Annotated in this window: 15 protein-coding genes; 9 read left to right on the top strand and 6 right to left on the bottom strand. The window is 70.8% G+C overall.

Annotated features, from left to right (window positions below; translation table 11 throughout):
- Positions 1 to 67 precede the first annotated feature (67 nt).
- The 3 genes from AB0M82_RS13995 to corA all read right to left on the bottom strand — a co-directional run bounded on the left by AB0M82_RS13995 (position 68) and on the right by corA (position 2,922).
- A complete protein-coding gene (locus AB0M82_RS13995) occupies positions 68 to 922 on the bottom strand; it encodes a chromosome partitioning protein ParB (RefSeq protein ID WP_364721295.1) in 855 nt (284 codons plus the stop codon).
- The gene (locus AB0M82_RS13990) at positions 919 to 1,569 is read right to left on the bottom strand and encodes a metallophosphoesterase (protein WP_364721292.1); all 651 of its coding nucleotides are present in this window, start codon (positions 1,567 to 1,569) and stop codon (positions 919 to 921) included. The genes AB0M82_RS13995 and AB0M82_RS13990 overlap by 4 nt, the downstream gene beginning before the upstream one ends.
- A gap of 273 nt (positions 1,570 to 1,842) precedes the next feature.
- Positions 1,843 to 2,922, bottom strand: coding sequence for a magnesium/cobalt transporter CorA (corA, locus tag AB0M82_RS13985; protein ID WP_364721289.1), 1,080 nt, complete (start codon positions 2,920 to 2,922; stop codon positions 1,843 to 1,845).
- A gap of 317 nt (positions 2,923 to 3,239) precedes the next feature.
- On the opposite strand from corA, the gene AB0M82_RS13980 reads away from it, so the two are divergent.
- Together AB0M82_RS13980 and AB0M82_RS13975 are read left to right on the top strand one after the other, a co-directional pair.
- Positions 3,240 to 3,743, top strand: a complete 504-nt coding sequence (locus AB0M82_RS13980; RefSeq protein ID WP_364721286.1) for a MaoC family dehydratase — start codon at positions 3,240 to 3,242, stop codon at positions 3,741 to 3,743.
- 7 nt (positions 3,744 to 3,750) lie between these two features.
- Positions 3,751 to 4,848: a DUF2332 domain-containing protein gene (locus AB0M82_RS13975; protein WP_364721283.1), complete on the top strand. Its 1,098-nt coding sequence runs from the start codon at positions 3,751 to 3,753 to the stop codon at positions 4,846 to 4,848.
- Between the two features lie 138 nt (positions 4,849 to 4,986).
- Here the strand turns inward: AB0M82_RS13975 and AB0M82_RS13970 are convergent, their stop codons facing one another.
- Positions 4,987 to 5,400 carry an NUDIX domain-containing protein gene (locus AB0M82_RS13970; RefSeq protein ID WP_364721280.1) on the bottom strand — a complete coding sequence of 138 codons (414 nt, stop codon included), beginning with the start codon at positions 5,398 to 5,400 and terminating at the stop codon, positions 4,987 to 4,989.
- A gap of 191 nt (positions 5,401 to 5,591) precedes the next feature.
- Here AB0M82_RS13970 and AB0M82_RS13965 point away from each other — a divergent pair, with 191 nt between their 5' ends.
- The 7 genes from AB0M82_RS13965 (at position 5,592) to AB0M82_RS13935 (ending at position 12,049) form a co-directional block, all read left to right on the top strand.
- On the top strand, positions 5,592 to 5,756 hold the full coding sequence (locus tag AB0M82_RS13965) for a hypothetical protein (protein ID WP_348954785.1): 165 nt from the start codon (positions 5,592 to 5,594) through the stop codon (positions 5,754 to 5,756).
- Positions 5,757 to 5,777: 21 nt separating this feature from the next.
- Positions 5,778 to 6,338 carry a PH domain-containing protein gene (locus AB0M82_RS13960; RefSeq protein WP_285999764.1) on the top strand — a complete coding sequence of 187 codons (561 nt, stop codon included), beginning with the start codon at positions 5,778 to 5,780 and terminating at the stop codon, positions 6,336 to 6,338.
- Positions 6,339 to 6,388: 50 nt separating this feature from the next.
- Positions 6,389 to 7,261 carry a PHP domain-containing protein gene (locus tag AB0M82_RS13955; protein ID WP_364721276.1) on the top strand — a complete coding sequence of 291 codons (873 nt, stop codon included), beginning with the start codon at positions 6,389 to 6,391 and terminating at the stop codon, positions 7,259 to 7,261.
- A 1-nt stretch (position 7,262) separates the two neighbouring features.
- A complete protein-coding gene (locus AB0M82_RS13950; RefSeq protein ID WP_364721274.1) occupies positions 7,263 to 7,892 on the top strand; it encodes a MarC family protein in 630 nt (209 codons plus the stop codon).
- Between the two features lie 128 nt (positions 7,893 to 8,020).
- Positions 8,021 to 10,489 carry an alpha-L-rhamnosidase C-terminal domain-containing protein gene (locus tag AB0M82_RS13945; protein WP_364721271.1) on the top strand — a complete coding sequence of 823 codons (2,469 nt, stop codon included), beginning with the start codon at positions 8,021 to 8,023 and terminating at the stop codon, positions 10,487 to 10,489.
- 123 nt (positions 10,490 to 10,612) lie between these two features.
- Complete coding sequence (locus AB0M82_RS13940; RefSeq protein WP_364721455.1) at positions 10,613 to 11,464, top strand: PD-(D/E)XK nuclease family protein; 852 nt, start codon at positions 10,613 to 10,615, stop codon at positions 11,462 to 11,464.
- Positions 11,465 to 11,476: 12 nt separating this feature from the next.
- The gene (locus AB0M82_RS13935; RefSeq protein ID WP_364721268.1) at positions 11,477 to 12,049 is read left to right on the top strand and encodes a hypothetical protein; all 573 of its coding nucleotides are present in this window, start codon (positions 11,477 to 11,479) and stop codon (positions 12,047 to 12,049) included.
- A gap of 96 nt (positions 12,050 to 12,145) precedes the next feature.
- Here the strand turns inward: AB0M82_RS13935 and AB0M82_RS13930 are convergent, their stop codons facing one another.
- Together AB0M82_RS13930 and AB0M82_RS13925 are read right to left on the bottom strand one after the other, a co-directional pair.
- Positions 12,146 to 13,489 (bottom strand): hypothetical protein, encoded by a 1,344-nt coding sequence (locus AB0M82_RS13930; RefSeq protein ID WP_364721265.1) that lies wholly within the window; start codon positions 13,487 to 13,489, stop codon positions 12,146 to 12,148.
- Between the two features lie 25 nt (positions 13,490 to 13,514).
- Positions 13,515 to 15,137, bottom strand: coding sequence for a DEAD/DEAH box helicase (locus AB0M82_RS13925; RefSeq protein ID WP_364721453.1), 1,623 nt, complete (start codon positions 15,135 to 15,137; stop codon positions 13,515 to 13,517).
- Positions 15,138 to 15,430 lie beyond the last annotated feature (293 nt).

Genomic DNA, 15,430 nt, shown 5'->3' with positions numbered 1-15,430 from the left:
CCGGGCCCCCCCCAAATGGTGCGCTACCGGCGGGGGCCCCGCGCGGGTGGGTGTGGGGGAAACAGGGTTAGCACCCTGTTTCCCACTCACGACGGGAGCGGAGCCGCTCGATCACCTCGTCGTCCCACCGGTGGGTCCGGATCAGCCGGTACCGCTCCGCCGCCACCCACAGGTACGCCTCCGCTTCGGTGCGCTCCCCGATCAGGCCCGCCTGGCGCAGCATGCCCACCACCGGGACGAACTCCTCGTCGAACCACCGCTGCGCGATGCTCGCCCGGTCGCAGAACTTGCCTTCGTCCTGCATCAGCCGGAATCCCCACGCCTCCACGTGTTCGCCCAGCTTCGCGTAGTCCCACGGGTCCGAGACGATCACCGACGCCCGCGCGTGGCCCGTCAGCGGAACGCGCTCCAGGAACAACCTGCGGTAGTCCTTGACGATCAGGTCGCCGCGGTGCCGGATGCCGCTCGGGTCCAGCTTGGTCCGGACGACCGTCACCGAAGCCTCTATTGTGGACATTCCCTGTGCGAGGGCGACCGAAACCCGGTGGTGGCCGTCGATGATGAAGTGCAGCTCGCCGACCCGGTAGACCTCGATCGGCGGGATTTCCTCGCCGCGGCGGGCCGCCAGCGCCAGGCGTTCCCAGCGCTCGCGGACCCGGGCGGACGTCGGCCGGAAGCGGCGGTCGAAGTCGCGGCTGCGGTCGACCGTGCCGGCGATCGAGTCCAGCTTGATCACCCGCAGGCCGATCCGGCGTTCGCCGAGGTAGCCGAGCGCCTCCACCACCTCGTGGAACGGCAGCATGATGTTGACGTCGTCGGGCTCGCGCCGCAGCCACGTCGACAGCCGCGCGAGCACCTGGCTCCGGCGCGCGCGGAGGAAGTCGTTCTCCGCGTCGGCGCGGGGGAATCCCGTCTCTTTCATGAGAACTCCATGATCCGGTGGCCCACCACGTTGCGGATCCGGGTTTCGCCGACGACGCGGTCCGGCACCGGCTCGCCGTGGGGGTGGATGTGCCCGTGCAGCAGCCACTTCGGGCGCAGCGCGTCGATCGTCCGGTGCAGGCAAGCGAACCCGCGGTGCGGCGGGTCCGCCCGGTCGCCGAGGTCCAGCGGCGGCGAGTGCGTCAGCAGGACGTCGACGTCACGGCCGTCCCGCCGGCGCCGGAAGCGGGCGCGCCGCACCAGCCTGCGGGCCCGGCGGGCCTGCTGGCGCTGCGTCCACTGGTTCGGCCCGTCGTTGTAGCGGATCGAGCCGCCGAGCCCGGCGAACCGGAGCCCGGCCACGTCGACGACCCGGCCGTCGGCGTTGACGCCGCCGGCCGGGCCCGGCCAGACCGTGGGGAAACCGTCCTTCATGGACAGCCCGCCGTAGCGCGTGTAGCCGCTCAGGTCCGGGTCGTGGTTGCCCGGCACGAACACGCACGGCACGTCGAGCGCGCTCGCCAGGAACGCGAGGTAGTCGTACGGGAGGTCGCCGGCGCCGATGACGAGGTCGACGGAGCGGGCGCGGACCGCGTCGGTCCACAACCGCTCGTCCACCTCGTCGGCGACCACCAGCGCCTTCGTCATGTGCCCAGGATAGGACCCCGGGGCCTCGGTGAGGCTTGTTCAGCCGTCGGCCGCCGCATGGCTTCTGCGGCGACCTGCGGCTTCGTGGGCGGGCCGCGGCGGCCTAACCAGAACAAGCCTCACTTCATCCCGTGCGCGAACCCCGGGTCGGCGACGATGACGAAAGTGATGACGAAGATCCAGACGAGGCTGAGCGCGAGCGCCCAGAACTTGAGGTTGGACAGCATCCGAGGCATCACGAATTCTCCGAATCCGGTGGAACGAAAGGGGGACCTAGAGCCAGCCGTTCTTCCGGAATATTCGGTACAGCAACAGGCAGATCGCCAGGATCACGCTGATCACCAGCGGGTACCCGAACTTCCAGTGCAGTTCGGGCAGGTAGTCGAAGTTCATCCCGTAGATGCCGGCGATCATCGTCGGCACGGTGATGATCGCCGCCCACGACGTGATCTTGCGCATGTCGGTGTTCTGCTGCAGGGAAATCTTCGCGACCGTCGCGTCGACCAGCGTGGACAGCAGTTCGTCGAACGCCGCCACCCGCTCCGACACGGTCGTGAGGTGGTCGGCCACGTCGCGGAAGTACGAACGGACGTCGTCCGGCACCAGCCGCGTGTACCCCTCGGCGAGGCGCTGGATCGGCGTCGCCAGCGGCATCACCGCGCGGCGCAGCTCGAGGACTTCCCGCTTCATCAGGTAGATCTGTTCGGCGCTGACCTGCGACCGGGGCGCGAAGACCTGCGCCTCCATGACGTCGATGTCGTTCTCGATCCGGCCCGTGACGTCGAGGTAGTGGTCGACGACGTGGTCGGTGATCGCGTGCACGACCGCGGACGGGCCCAGCTTCAGCCGCTCCGGGTCCTCGTCCAGCTCGCGGCGCAGCCGCGCCAGGCCCGAGTGGTTCCCGTGGCGCACCGTGATCACGAAGTCGCGGCCGAGGAAGACCATGAGCTCGCCGGTCTCGACGATCTCGTTCGCCGTCGTCGGCGACTCGTGCTCGACGTAGCGCACGGTCTTGACCACCAGGAACAGCGTGTCGTCGTAGCGCTCCAGCTTCGGCCGCTGGTGCGCTTCGAGCGCGTCCTCGACCGCCAGCTCGTGCAGCCCGAACGTGTCCGCCACGCCTTGGATCTGCTGGGCGTCCGGCTCGTGCAGCCCGATCCAGACGAACCCCTCGTGCCGCTTCCGGACCTCTTTGATCGCTTCGGAATGGGTCCAGCGGCCCGGCAGGCGCTCACCGGCGACGTACACCGCGCAGTCGACGACGTACGCGGACAGCGGCACCGGGAGCGGACGGACGGGAACGCCCTTGTTGCCGCGGCCCCTGAGGCCGCCGAGCGAGGGAATGGCAGGCATGGGTTCTCCTGGGCGTCGTGTGTGGTCGTGCGAGACGACTGACCAGGGGCGGAAATGCGTCCGCCCGGCGACACACCAGCGTTCCCGGGGGGAGAAGGCCTACCAGGTGATGAGCCGGCCGGCCGGTGCGGTGGGAACGCTGGGACTACTAGGGAGCGGACTATCGCCACTACTCATCGGGGTTCCTCACCTCCTTCGGCCGGGTGCAGAGTGGTGGGGCTCGCGTTGACGCGCGAACACCAATGGTTGAGGGTACTCCTCACTACGGATGCGTGTCATACCAGCCTCATGCGGTGTTACGCGAACAGGAGAGACGAGTGCAGTTCGGTCGTTACTACGAGGAGTTCGAGGTCGGCGCGGTCTACAAGCACTGGCCGGGCAAAACGGTCACCGAGTACGACGACCACCTCTTCTGCCTGATCACGATGAACCACCACCCGCTGCACCTGGACGCGCACTACGCCGGGGAGACCACCGACTTCGGCAAGAACGTCGTCGTCGGGAACTACGTCTACTCGCTGCTGCTCGGGATGTCCGTGCCCGACGTCTCCGGCAAGGCCATCGCGAACCTCGAGGTCGAATCCCTCAAGCACGTCAAGCCGACCTTCCACGGCGACACCATCTACGGCGAGACCGAGGTGCTCGAGAAGACGCCGTCGAAGTCCAAGGACGACCGCGGTGTCGTGTACGTCGAGACCCGCGGTTACAAGCAGGACGGCACGATCGTGTGCACCTTCCGCCGGAAGGTGATGGTGCCGAAGCGCTCCTACGGGGAGACTCGGGGCGGGGAGCAGCCGGGCCGGCCGGTGCCGCACGAATGAGGCTCTGATGGACTTGGACCGGATCAAGGAGATACTGCGCACGTTCGCGGAAGTCGAGGCGCGCGGGGTCTCGCCGCTGTACGAGCACCTGGCGCTCCAGGCCGCGTCGGACGACGACGTCGCCGGGCTGCTCGCCTCGGCTCGCGACGGCGAGGCGCGCGCGACGCTGCTGATGGCGACCGCGCACCGGCTCGTCCAGGCCGACCCGATCCACCCGCTTTCGCGGTACTACCCGTCGCTGGGCGGTTTCGACGGCGTCGACTCCGAGACCTGGCCGCTGTTCCGGTCGTTCCTGCTGGAGCGCGCGGACAAGGCGCGGGCGTTGATCGCCTCGCGCTACACGCAGACCAACGAGGTCCGGCGGGCGGCTTTGCTGTACCCCGGCGTGGCGCGAGCGGCGAAGGAAGCGGGCGGGAAGGTCTCCTTGCTGGAGGTCGGCTGCAGCGCGGGGCTGTTGCTCGGCCTCGACCGCTTCGGCTACCGCTACCAGTGCGACGGCGGCGAGCAGCTGACGGCGGGCCCGGCCAAGTCCGCGGTGGGCCTGCACTGCGCGCTGGACCTGGCTCCGGGCGCGGTGGCGCCGAAGCTGCCGAAGAAGCTTTCGTTGCTCGATCGGGCCGGACTGGACCGGGCGCCGGTGGATCTCTCGGACGAGGACGAGCTGGCCTGGCTGGAGGCGTGCGTCTGGGCCGACCAGCCGGACCGCATCCGGCTGCTGCGCACGGCGGCGGCCGAGCAGGCCAAGCACCGACCTGCGCTGATCACCGGCGACGGCGTGGACGACCTCCCCGCGGCGGCGGCTTCCCTGGAGGGGCCGCTGGTGGTGCTGACCAGCCACGTCCTGGCGTACTTCACGGCGGAGAAGCGGGCGGCTTTCGTCTCGGCCCTGGCCGAGCTGGCGGCCTCCCGGCCGCTGTGGTGGGTTTCGGAGGAGTTCTACGGCGCCGGGCTCGAGGTCGTCCTGCCGGACCGGCCGGACCTGGCCGGCGCCGAGGACGGCTTGGCGACGCTGGGCGTGGTCCGGTGGGAGGGCGGGAAGCCCGAGGCACACGCCTTGGCGCGGACGGCCCCACACGGTCAGCGGATGACCTGGCTGCCGCTCTGAGTTGGTTGTCCACAGCGCGGCCGTGATGTGGACAACCGGGCGCGGGCAGCGGCTTTCCCGGCCTTTCGTCGGACCTCCCCGATACGCTGGAAGCGGGGCCGCCCCCCGGTGAGGGTGGGGGCTGCTCTGGGGCGGGGCTCAGGCCCGGGGGAGGGCGTTCCAGTCGCGGAGCGTGACGTACAGGAGATCCACCAGCTCCCCGGCCGCCTCCAGGGCGGACAGGTCCGCCGCATCGGACCAACGGGCCTCCGTGGCGTCGTCACCCGCCGTGAGAATTCCGCCCGTGATCTCGCAGGCGTAGTCGTGGATCTCGAACGGCCCGCGCGTCACGGTGCCGATCCATGTGCCCGGAATCACGTCCAGCCCGGTTTCCTCGCGCAACTCCCTGATCACGGCCGTTTCGTCTGATTCGCCTGGTTCGACGCGGCCTCCGGGCAGGGACCACTGCCCCGATCCGGGGTTGTTCGCCCGCCGGATGAGCAGCAGGCGGCCGTCGTCGTCGAACGCGATGCCACCGACACAGCGGATCGTGGTGCTGGTGAGGCCCTCCATGTCCCGAAGGATAGATGTAACCAAGCTGAAAACCGATGTTCTGTACACGGAGAGTAGCCATACGGTACACTTCGGACGCGTGCTGACCCAAGCGCGGGACTTTCCTCCCCTGTGCCTGCCCAGTGCGGTACAACGTAAAACGTAGGTTTAGCTGTTGTCCGGTGTCACCGTAAGAGAGGGATTTGATCGCGGTGAACGTGAAGAAGATTGCGGGCCTCGCTGGTATCGCGTTGGTGCTGTTCTTCGTCATTGCCCAGCCGGGGCAGGCCGCTGGCCTCGTCGGCAACATCATCGACTTCCTTCGCGACTCGGCCGAATCGGTGATCACCTTCGTCAGCAACGTCTTCAAGGGCTGATCGGGGGCTACCCTCGAGACCATGTTCGCGCCACGCGATCCCGACGAGTACCTCCTCGACACCGAGCGGCGGGTCATCCGGATCCGCCGCCACTGGGCGGTGCTGCTGTGGGACACCTTCGAGGCGGCCGCACTGCTGGCCGTCTGCGTCCTGGTGTCCTACCTGCTGCCACCGGCGCTGTACATCGGCCAGAACATCCTCTGGTACGTGGCGCTGCTCGTCGTCCTGCGGTTCGCCTACGTGGTGATGGAGTGGTGGGTCGAGCGCCTGGTGGTCACCGACAAGCGGTTCGTGATGACCACCGGCGTGTTCACGACCAAGGTGCTGATGATGCCGATCAGCAAGGTCACCGACCTCAGCTACGTGCGCACCGCCACCGGCCGCATGATGGGCTACGGCACGATGGTGGTCGAGTCCGCCGGTCAGATCCAGGCGCTGAACCGGATCGACTACCTGCCGCGGCCCGAAGAGTTCTACGACACGATCTCGGAGCTCGTCTTCGGCGACAAGCAGAAGCAAGCCGAGCGCTTCTCGATGATCAAGGCCCAGCGGGCCGCCCGCGGCAAGAAGCCGGTCGGGTGAAGCGCGCCGGGGGAGTCCCGGCCGCACTGTGACGCACCGCATCGTCGACAATGGACACGATGCGCATCGACCTGCACGCCCATTCCACCGCCTCCGACGGCACCGACACGCCGGCCGGGCTCGTCGCCGCGGCCGCGAAAGCCGGGCTCGACGTCGTCGCGATCACCGACCACGACACCACCGCCGGCTGGGCGCCCGCCACCGAAGCGGTGCCGCCCGGGCTGACCCTGGTCCCCGGCGCCGAGCTCTCCACGGTGTCGATCGACCCCGTGACCGGCCGCCAGATCAGCGTCCACCTGCTTGCCTACCTCTTCGATCCGACGGCCGAGGCCATCGTCGTCGAGCAGACCCGGCTGCGGCTCGAGCGCCGCACGCGGCTGCGCCGGATGGCTGAGCGGATGGCCGCCGACGGCCTCCCCGTCGACATCGACGAGATCTTCGGCCTGCTGCCCGAGGACTCCCCGCCGGGCCGTCCGCACCTGGCCCAGGCGCTGGTCCGGGCCGGGCTGGTCAAGTCCGTCGACGAGGCCTTCGCCGACTACCTCAGCCCGCGCCGCGGCTACTACGTCGCCCGCCGCGACACGCCCGTCGAGGAAGCCATCGACATGATCGCCGCGGCCGGTGGCGTCACGGTCGTCGCGCACCCCTTCGCCTTCAGCCGCGGCGCCACGATCAGCGAGGACACCCTCGCCGGCCTGGCCGCGCGCGGGCTCACCGGCGTCGAGGCCGACCACCCGAACCACGACGCGCCGACGCGGGCCCGCACCCGCGAACTCGCCGGCGAACTCGGCCTGCTCGTCACCGGGTCCAGCGACTACCACGGCACGAACAAGACGATCGCGCTCGGCGAGTGCACCACCGACCCCGGCCAGCTGGAAGAGCTGGTGGCGCGCGCGACCGGGTTCCAGGTCGTGAAGGGCTGAGATGGCGATCGCCGACGTCTTCGACGCGAAGCTCTTCATGAGCGCGACGATCACCTTGATCGTCATCATGGACCCGCCCGGCACCGTGCCGGTGTTCCTGAGCCTCGTCGGCCGCAAGCCGGTGGCGACCCGGGCGCGCGCCGCCCGGCAGGCCGTCCTGGTGTCGCTGCTGGTCATCAGCCTGTTCGCGGTCGCCGGCCAGGCGATCCTGGCCTACCTCGGCATCGGCATCCCCGCGCTGCAGGGCGCGGGCGGGCTGCTGCTCCTGTTGATCGCGCTGCAGCTGCTCACGAGCAACGGCCACGAGACCGAGGCGGCCGCGGAGGACGTCAACGTCGCGCTCGTGCCGCTCGGCACGCCGCTGCTGGCCGGGCCCGGCGCGATCGCCGCCACCATCGTGTTCGTCCGCCAGGCCGACGGGCACATCGGCGCGTACATCGCCCTGGCGCTGGCGATCGTCACGACCCACCTCGTGATCTACCTCTGCATGCGCTACTCCGGGCTCGTCATCCGGCTGATCAAGGAAAGCGGCATCACGCTGCTGGCCAAGGTGGCCGGCCTGCTGCTCGCGGCCATCGCCGTCGAGCTGGTCGCGAACTCCGTGCGCGGGTTCATCGCCGGCGGCAGCTGACCCGCCACCCGGGTTGTCCTGCCCGACAGGATGAGCCCGGTGCGTTGACATCGTTGGCACCGCTCCCGCAGCCTGAATCTCAACTCAGTCGTTGAAACGATTCAAGTTTGTTCTCCTCGGAGGCCTCGATGAAGTGGCTCAGAGCAATCCTGCCGGTGACGGTCCTGGTGGCGAGCGGGGTGGCCGCGGCGCCCGTCGCGTCCGCCGTGCCCGGGCCGGGCTGGCAGAAATACGTCGTCGCGCCGCCGAGCCGGGACGTCCGGCCGGTGCGCGTGCTGTCCACCAGCGGCGACGTCACGAACCCGGACGGCCTGCTCGGCCGGGGTGTCGCGACGTTCAACCGGCAGGCGCCGCCGCCGAAGCCGGCCTGGCCCGCCGGGACGACGGCGGTCGCGTCGTCGTTCCACGCGCCCAACAACGGCGGCAACGGCCAGCCGCGGACGTACGAGCCCGGGAACGCCGTCGACGGCGACCCGGGCACCTTCTGGAACGACGACACGATCGGCGCCTACCCGGACGTCCTGACCGTCACCTCGGCCACGCCGGTCGCGCTCCCCGGCGTCACCGTTCTGTCCAGTGTGGACGGTGTGCCGCAGGACTTCACGGTCGAGGTGCCGGACGCGGGCGCGTGGCGGGTGGCGGCGACCGTCAGCGGCAACACCGCTGTCCAGCGCGCGGTGACGTTCGACCGACCGGTGACGGCCGCGCAGGTCCGGATCACCGTCACGAAGGCGCAGAACACGCCCTCGGGCGAGTTCAGCCGCGTCAACGAGGTCTGGCCCGGCCTGGTCGCCGACCCGCCGGTGCCGGTCGCGGTGGTGGACTTCGGCAAGGTCGTCGCCGGATATCCGAGGATCGCCTTCGCGGGTGCGTCGGCGAACCGGCCGGGCGTCCGGCTGTCGTTCTCGGAGACCCAGCAGTACCTGGGCGAACGCTCCGACTTCACCCGCTCGGACTTCGCCGGCGGGCCGGGGAGCGACCAGTTCGCCGTGCCCGCGACGCCGACCGTCTGGCGGGACCGGAAGGGCTGCCAGAGCGGCACGCAGGTGTGCGCGGACGGCCTGCACGGCTTCCGCTACCTGCGGATCAGCCTCGACGCGCTGGCGTCGGACGCGCCGCTTGCCCAGCCCTCCGGCGAGGTGCGCGTCAGCGGTGTCTCGCTCGACTTCACGCCGTTCCTCGGCACGCCGAGCAGCTACCGCGGCTGGTTCGAGTCGTCGGACGAGCAGCTCAACCGGTACTGGTACGCCGCGTCGTACACCAACGAGCTGGGCATGGACACCTTCCGGGAGTCCGATGTGGACCCCCGGGGCGCGTTCTCGCCTTCACTGGACGGGAAGCTGGTGCTGCACGACGGAGCGAAACGCGACCGGGACCCGTACGTCGGCGACGTCGCCGTGTCCGGGCTGACCCAGTATCTGACGCACCAGGACGGGACGGCGGCGCGGAACGTCCTCGCCGACCTGGCCGACCACCAGCGCGCGGACGGCTGGATCCCGCCGGCGTCGATCAACGGCTACACGTTGCCGCTCTTCGACTATCCGCTCTGGTGGGTGACGTCAAGCTGGGACTACGTCCTCTACACGGGCGACACCGCGTACGCGGCTTCGTACTTCTCGCACCTCGTGAAGACGCTTGACTCGTGGTACCCGTCGGTCACCGATTCGCGCGGGCTGCTGGCGAAGGGGCTCAACGGCACAGGCGGCTACGGCGACTACGCGTTCCTGCCGCGTACAGGTGAAGTGACGTACTACAACGCGCTGTACGTCCGGGCTCTGCAAGGGGCGGCGGGCCTGGCGCGCGCGACGGGGCACGCGGGCGACGCGGACCGGTGGCTTTCGCGCGCTTCGGACGTCTCCGCGGCGGTGAACCGGTACCTGTGGGACCCGGCGGCGGGGGCGTACCTCGACTCGGCGACGGGCGCGGTGCGCCACGGCCAGGACGGCAACAGCCAGGCGATCATGGCGGGTATCGCTTCGCCGTCGCAGGCCTCTTCCGCGCTGGCCCGGCTCGCGGCCGGGGCGTTGCCGTACGGGAACCCGTTCATGGACAACGACACTCTCGTCTCCGACGGCACCAAGCGCGTGTACGCGTTCACGTCGTTCCCGGAGCTTCAGGCGCGGTTCCGGACCGGGCAGCCGGCGTCCGCGATCGACCAGATCAAGCGGATGTACGGCTGGATGGCCACGCACGACCCGGGGATCACGGCGTGGGAAGGCATCGGCGCGGGTGGTTCGCACTACGAGCAGGGCTACACGTCGGCCGCGCACGGCTGGTCGACCGGTGTCGTGCCGGTGCTGACGAACGAGCTGCTGGGCGTCTCGCCGACGTCGCCCGGCTTCGCGACGTGGAAGGTTTCGCCGCAGCCGGGCCAGATCGCGTGGGCGCGCGGAGCGGTGCCGACGCCGAAGGGCGCGTTGTCGGCTTCGTGGTCCCAGCAGGGCCCGGTCTTCTCGCTGACGGTGACGGCGCCGCGCGGGACGTCCGGTTCGCTGGTCGTGCCGGCCGGGCGGCTGGTGCTGCTCGACGGCCACGCGGTCCGGAGCGGCTCCTTGACTGTCTCCGGCGGCACGCACACGGTGCTGGTGGTGCGGTAGGCCAAGTCCGTGAATGTCGCATTGAGGGACTTCAAGTCCCTCAATGCGACATTCACGGCGTTCCGGGTCCGGCGCGGAAAGTGTCGGTGGTGGTGCGTAGCGTGGGGACTCGTGAAGGAGCAGATGGGCTTCGATTTCGGCGTCGCGCAACCGGTGCGGCTCACGAAGGTGTCCCCGGCGCGGCTGGCGACCTTCGACGACTGCCCGCGCCGGTACCGGCTCGCGTACCTCGAACGGCCGACACCGCAGCGCACCGGGCCGTGGGCGCACAGCACCCTCGGCGCGGTGGTTCACAACGCGCTGCGCGCGCTGTTCGACCTGCCGGTGCTCAAGCGGGTGCCGCAGCGGGCGGTCGCGCTCGTCGCCGAGCACTGGAAGGACGCGGGCTTCGAGGACACCGACCAGGCGGCGCGGTACCGGGCGCGGGCCAAGGGCTGGGTGGCGGAGTACGTCGAGGACAACGACGTCAGCCACGACCCGGTCGGGCTGGAGCGGTGGGTGTCGGCGCCGGTCAGTCCGACGCCGGGCGAACGGCCCTCGATGATCATCGAGGGCCGCACGGACCGGATCGACGCCCGCGACGGCGAGCTGGTGGTCGTCGACTACAAGACGGGGCGGCGCCCGCCCGACGAGTACGAGGCCCGCGCGTCGCAAGCGCTCGCGCTGTACGCGGTGGCTTCGGCGCGGACGTTGCGGATGCCGTGCACCACGGTCGAGCTGCATCACCTGCCGAGCGGCACGATCGCGGCGGCCGAGCACACGCCGGAGAGCCTGCGCCGGCACCTGCAGCGCGCGGAGGAGACCGCCGGGGACCTCAGGCTGGCCACGGATACCCTGGACGCGGGCGGCGACGCGGACGTGCTGTTCCCGGCCCGCCCGGACCGGCGTTGCGCCTGGTGCGACTTCAGGCCGAGCTGCGCGGCGGGCCAGGAAGCGGCGCCGCAGGCGCAGCCATGGGACCTGCTCGCGCCCTGAACAGGAGGGAACGTGGCCTCACCGGACACCGACGAACTGGCGACTGTCCCGCTGCCCGCGGGAGCGCCCGAAGCCGAGACTGCGCCGCAGGAACGGGTCGAGTCGGCGGGGGTCGCCAACCCCGGCGCGGCCGAGGCGCGAACCGGGCCAGGGGAGCGTGTTGAGCCTGAGCAGGCCGAACCGGCTGGGGCTGCTTCGCGCGGCGCGGCTGAGGCGCAAACCGTTCCCCAGGAGCGGGTCGAGCCCGAGCGGATCGAACCGGCTGCCGCGCGGCCCGACGACCCGCCGGAGCACGAGGCCGAGCCGGCGAAGCAGAGCGGACGCTGGTGGCGTGGCTTCACCGGCTCGCTGGCGGCTGGTCTGGTGGTCCTCGCGATCGGCGTCCTCGTGGTCGCGGGCGTCTGCCTGTACACGGGCGTGCCGGGACCCGGCCCGGTGCTGTTGATCGGTCACCCGGTCGCGGCGGTGCTGGCCCTGCTGGCGCAACGCGTCGCCGACCGCCGCAACGGAGTCGCGGCCGTCGGGGGCGGGGTGGCCGTGGCGCTGTTCACCGTCTCCGCGCTGACCCTCTTCTGGCTCACCTGACAACCGGCGAGAAGCCTCTCCGGACGCGCGAGAAGTCCTTTCGAGCGCGCTAGAACCGCATCTCGCGTGATTGGCGGGGCATCACGGCCGTGAGCGCTACTTCAGGGCCGTCAGCGTGTCTCCGCGCTGTTCGAGCAGCACCGGGCCCGCCGAGCCCAAGCGGACGACGCCCGGATAGCCCCGGCGGTCCACGCCGACCGTGCGGATCGTCGAGCCGTCGTTTTCGTTCAGCACCGCCAGGCCGCCCTTGATCGGGACCACCAGCTGCTGCGCGAACGTGATGCCCGGGCCCATCGCGCTGCCCAGGGTCCAGCGCGGCGAAAGGTCGTCGCGGGACAGGGCCACCGTCTTCGAACCGCTGAACCAGTACACGTTCTGCGCCGTCTGGGTCGTCGCCTCGACGCCGGCCGCGGGGTCCTGGGCCAGATCGGCGGGCGGGACGTCCAGCGGGTACGCCGCGCGCTGGGTGCCGTCGCCGTTGTAGGTCACCAGGAGCTTCTGGTCCGGCAGCACCACTGCCGTCAGCTCGCCGGACATCGCGATCACGCGGGCGCGCTTGCCCGCCAGGACGCTGCTGAACGAAACCTGGGGTTCTTCGTCCTTCTCCGGCGTCGCCTTGTACACCGTCAGGCGGTCGGCCGGGTCGCCCGGGCACCGCTCGATCACGCCGACCTTGCCCGACCCCGCCGCGACCGTGCCGTACGTGCAGCCGGTGCGGGGCTGCTTGCCCGCGTTGACCAGCGCCGGGACCTGGCCGTACTCGGCGCTCTTCACCAGGTCGTCGCGCCAGGTGTCGAGGAGCTTCTTGCCCGTCGCGGTCACGTGCGAGCCGTCGCTGACCAGCTGCGTGCCCAGCTCGGCGTTGCCGTTGCGCTGGGCGGTGATCCGCCCGGTGCCGGGGTCGAGCTGCGTGACCTCGCTGCAGTTCCGGCTTTTGTGGTAGACCGCGTTGAGTCGCCCCCACGTCTCGTTCACCGTGCACAACGGCAGGTCACGCGTGTAGTGCCAGCGGATCTGGCCGGTCAGCGGGTCGCGGCCGGCGACCTCGCCGCCGTCCGCGGTGGCCACCGCGTCGCCCGCCGCCACCGGGACCGGCGTCGCGCCGCTGCGGGCGCTCCACAGTTCGGCCAGCGATCCCGGCACCTTGTCCGGTGCCGCGGGCAGGGGCGGGGGAGGAGCCGCCTCGGTCCGGTCGGTGGCCGCGCTGTCGCTCGTCACGCCGACGACCAGCGCGACGGCCACGACGCCGACCGCGATCAGCGCGGCGAGCACCCGGTCCCGCGGGCGGTTCCAAGGTGACCGGCGCGCCTTGACCCGCGTTGCGGCCGGAGTGGTCTCGACGTCTTCGAGGACGTCTTCGGAGCCGTAGTCGGGGGTCTCGGTGACTTCCGCCGGTTCTTCTTCAGGCGCGCCTTCGGCCGCCTTCTCGACGTCACTCACGTACCCGGACCCCCGCTACTCAGCCTCAGTCTGCCGACGCAGGTGTATCAGAAGTCGCGGCCGGACGGCGACGGCGGCGCCGACGAGCCGGCCGCTCGGCGTTGTCGCCGGCCTCCTTCTCGGTGGCCGGGCCGGTCGCCTCCGGGGCGGTGCCGCCGGTGCGGCGGCGCGTCCGGGTGCGTCCCTCCGAAGGCGCTGCTGACGCGGCGGCGGCTTCACCGGGTTCCGAGGCTGCGGCGTTGTCCGCGGTCTCGGTCCCCTCGGCCGACCGCGCGGCACCGCGGGTGCGCTTGCGCGGGGAGCGGGCCCGCTTGCGCGGCGCCTCCTCGGCGGCCGGCGACTCGTCGGCCTTGGCGCGGCCACGCGGGCCACGGCGCTTGCCGCCCAGGTCCTCTTCCTCCTCGGCGGCCAGGCCGGCCCGGGTGCGGTTGGCCAGCGGCAGCCGGCCCTTCGTGCCCTCCGGGATGCCCAGGTCGGCGTACAGGTGCGGCGACGACGAGTACGTCTCCACCGGCTCCGGCTTGTCGAGGCCGAGGGTGTCCGAGATCAGCTTCCAGCGCGGCATCTCGTCCCAGTCGACGAGAGTGACCGCGACTCCGGTGCGGCCCGCGCGGCCGGTGCGGCCGATGCGGTGGACGTAGGTCTTCTCGTCGTCCGGGCACTGGTAGTTGATCACGTGCGTGACGTCGTCGATGTCGATGCCGCGGGCCGCGACGTCGGTCGCGACCAGGACGTCGACCTTGCCGGAGCGGAACGCGCGCAGCGCCTGCTCGCGCGCGCCCTGGCCCAGGTCGCCGTGCACGGCCGCGGCGGCGAAGCCGCGCTCGACCAGCTCGTCGGCCACTTTCTGGGCGGTGCGCTTGGTGCGGCTGAAGATCATCGTCAGGCCGCGGTCGGCGGCCTGCAGCACGCGGGCGATCACCTCGGGCTTGTCCATCGAGTGCGCCCGGTAGACGAACTGGGTGGTGCGCTCGTGGATCGCGCTCGCGTCGTTCTCTTCGGCGCGGATGTGCGTCGGCTGGTTCAGGAACGTGCGGGCCAGCGTGATGATCGGCCCCGGCATGGTGGCCGAGAACAGCATCGTCTGGCGCTTGTCCGGCACCATCCGCAGGATGCGCTCGATGTCGGGCAGGAAGCCCAGGTCGAGCATCTCGTCGGCCTCGTCGAGCACCAGGCCGCGGACCTTGCCGAGCACGAGGTGCTTCTGCTCCGCGAGGTCGAGCAGGCGGCCGGGGGTGCCGATCACGACGTCGATGCCCTTGCGCAGGGCCGCGATCTGCGGCTCGTACGGGCGGCCGCCGTAGATGGCCAGCGTGCGGATGCCGAGGTGCTTGCCGGCGCCCTTGAGGTCGTTGGCGACCTGGATGCACAGCTCGCGGGTCGGCACCACGACGAGCACCTGCGGGGTGCCGTCGCCCGGCACCTCGACGCGGTGCAGCAGCGGGACGCCGAAGCCCAGCGTCTTGCCCATGCCGGTGCGGGCCTGGCCGATGAGGTCGTCGCCGGCCATCGCGAGCGGCAGCGTGAGCTCCTGGATCGCGAAGGTCCGCTCGATGCCGGCTTCGCCGAGTGCCTTGACGATCTCCGGCTTGACGCCGAAGGACGCGAAAGTCGGGGCTTCGGGCTCGACCTCGACGCCCGCCTGCAGCGGGTGCGACGTGTCGAGCGCGGCCGGGCCGGTCTCGCTGTGCTCCAGCGCGACGGCGGGGGACTGTTCGGTTGTGGGAATTTCTGCGGTCAGGGTGATCGCCTCTCTCGTGACCAGCGCGCACAACCCTGGGTCCCGTTCGACACTCGACCGGAAGTAAACCCTGGTCCCTGGCGCTGATCCAAAAGCGCGGAACCGGTCCGTCCCGGGAATGCCGGAAGAGGCGTGCACGCACATTGCAGTACGTCGGCGGGCCTCCTGGCCTGCCTGTTCCCGACGCCGGTATGGCGTAC

Source organism: Amycolatopsis sp. NPDC051128, from assembly GCF_040682715.1.
In the GTDB taxonomy this organism is placed as follows: Bacteria; Actinomycetota; Actinomycetes; order Mycobacteriales; family Pseudonocardiaceae; genus Amycolatopsis.
Note: the sequence above shows the minus strand (reverse complement) of the source record. Positions and strands in the feature narration are given on the sequence as shown.

Excerpts from the sequence above, each read along its gene's own strand:
- AB0M82_RS13995 (WP_364721295.1), bottom strand. The coding sequence starts at position 922 with ATGAAAGAGACGGGATTCCCCCGCGCCGACGCGGAGAACGACTTCCTC.
- AB0M82_RS13990 (WP_364721292.1), bottom strand. The coding sequence starts at position 1,569 with ATGACGAAGGCGCTGGTGGTCGCCGACGAGGTGGACGAGCGGTTGTGG.
- corA (WP_364721289.1), bottom strand. The coding sequence starts at position 2,922 with ATGCCTGCCATTCCCTCGCTCGGCGGCCTCAGGGGCCGCGGCAACAAG.
- AB0M82_RS13975 (WP_364721283.1), top strand. The coding sequence starts at position 3,751 with ATGGACTTGGACCGGATCAAGGAGATACTGCGCACGTTCGCGGAAGTC.
- AB0M82_RS13970 (WP_364721280.1), bottom strand. The coding sequence starts at position 5,400 with ATGGAGGGCCTCACCAGCACCACGATCCGCTGTGTCGGTGGCATCGCG.
- AB0M82_RS13960 (WP_285999764.1), top strand. The coding sequence starts at position 5,778 with ATGTTCGCGCCACGCGATCCCGACGAGTACCTCCTCGACACCGAGCGG.
- AB0M82_RS13955 (WP_364721276.1), top strand. The coding sequence starts at position 6,389 with ATGGACACGATGCGCATCGACCTGCACGCCCATTCCACCGCCTCCGAC.
- AB0M82_RS13950 (WP_364721274.1), top strand. The coding sequence starts at position 7,263 with ATGGCGATCGCCGACGTCTTCGACGCGAAGCTCTTCATGAGCGCGACG.
- AB0M82_RS13945 (WP_364721271.1), top strand. The coding sequence starts at position 8,021 with ATGAAGTGGCTCAGAGCAATCCTGCCGGTGACGGTCCTGGTGGCGAGC.
- AB0M82_RS13940 (WP_364721455.1), top strand. The coding sequence starts at position 10,613 with ATGGGCTTCGATTTCGGCGTCGCGCAACCGGTGCGGCTCACGAAGGTG.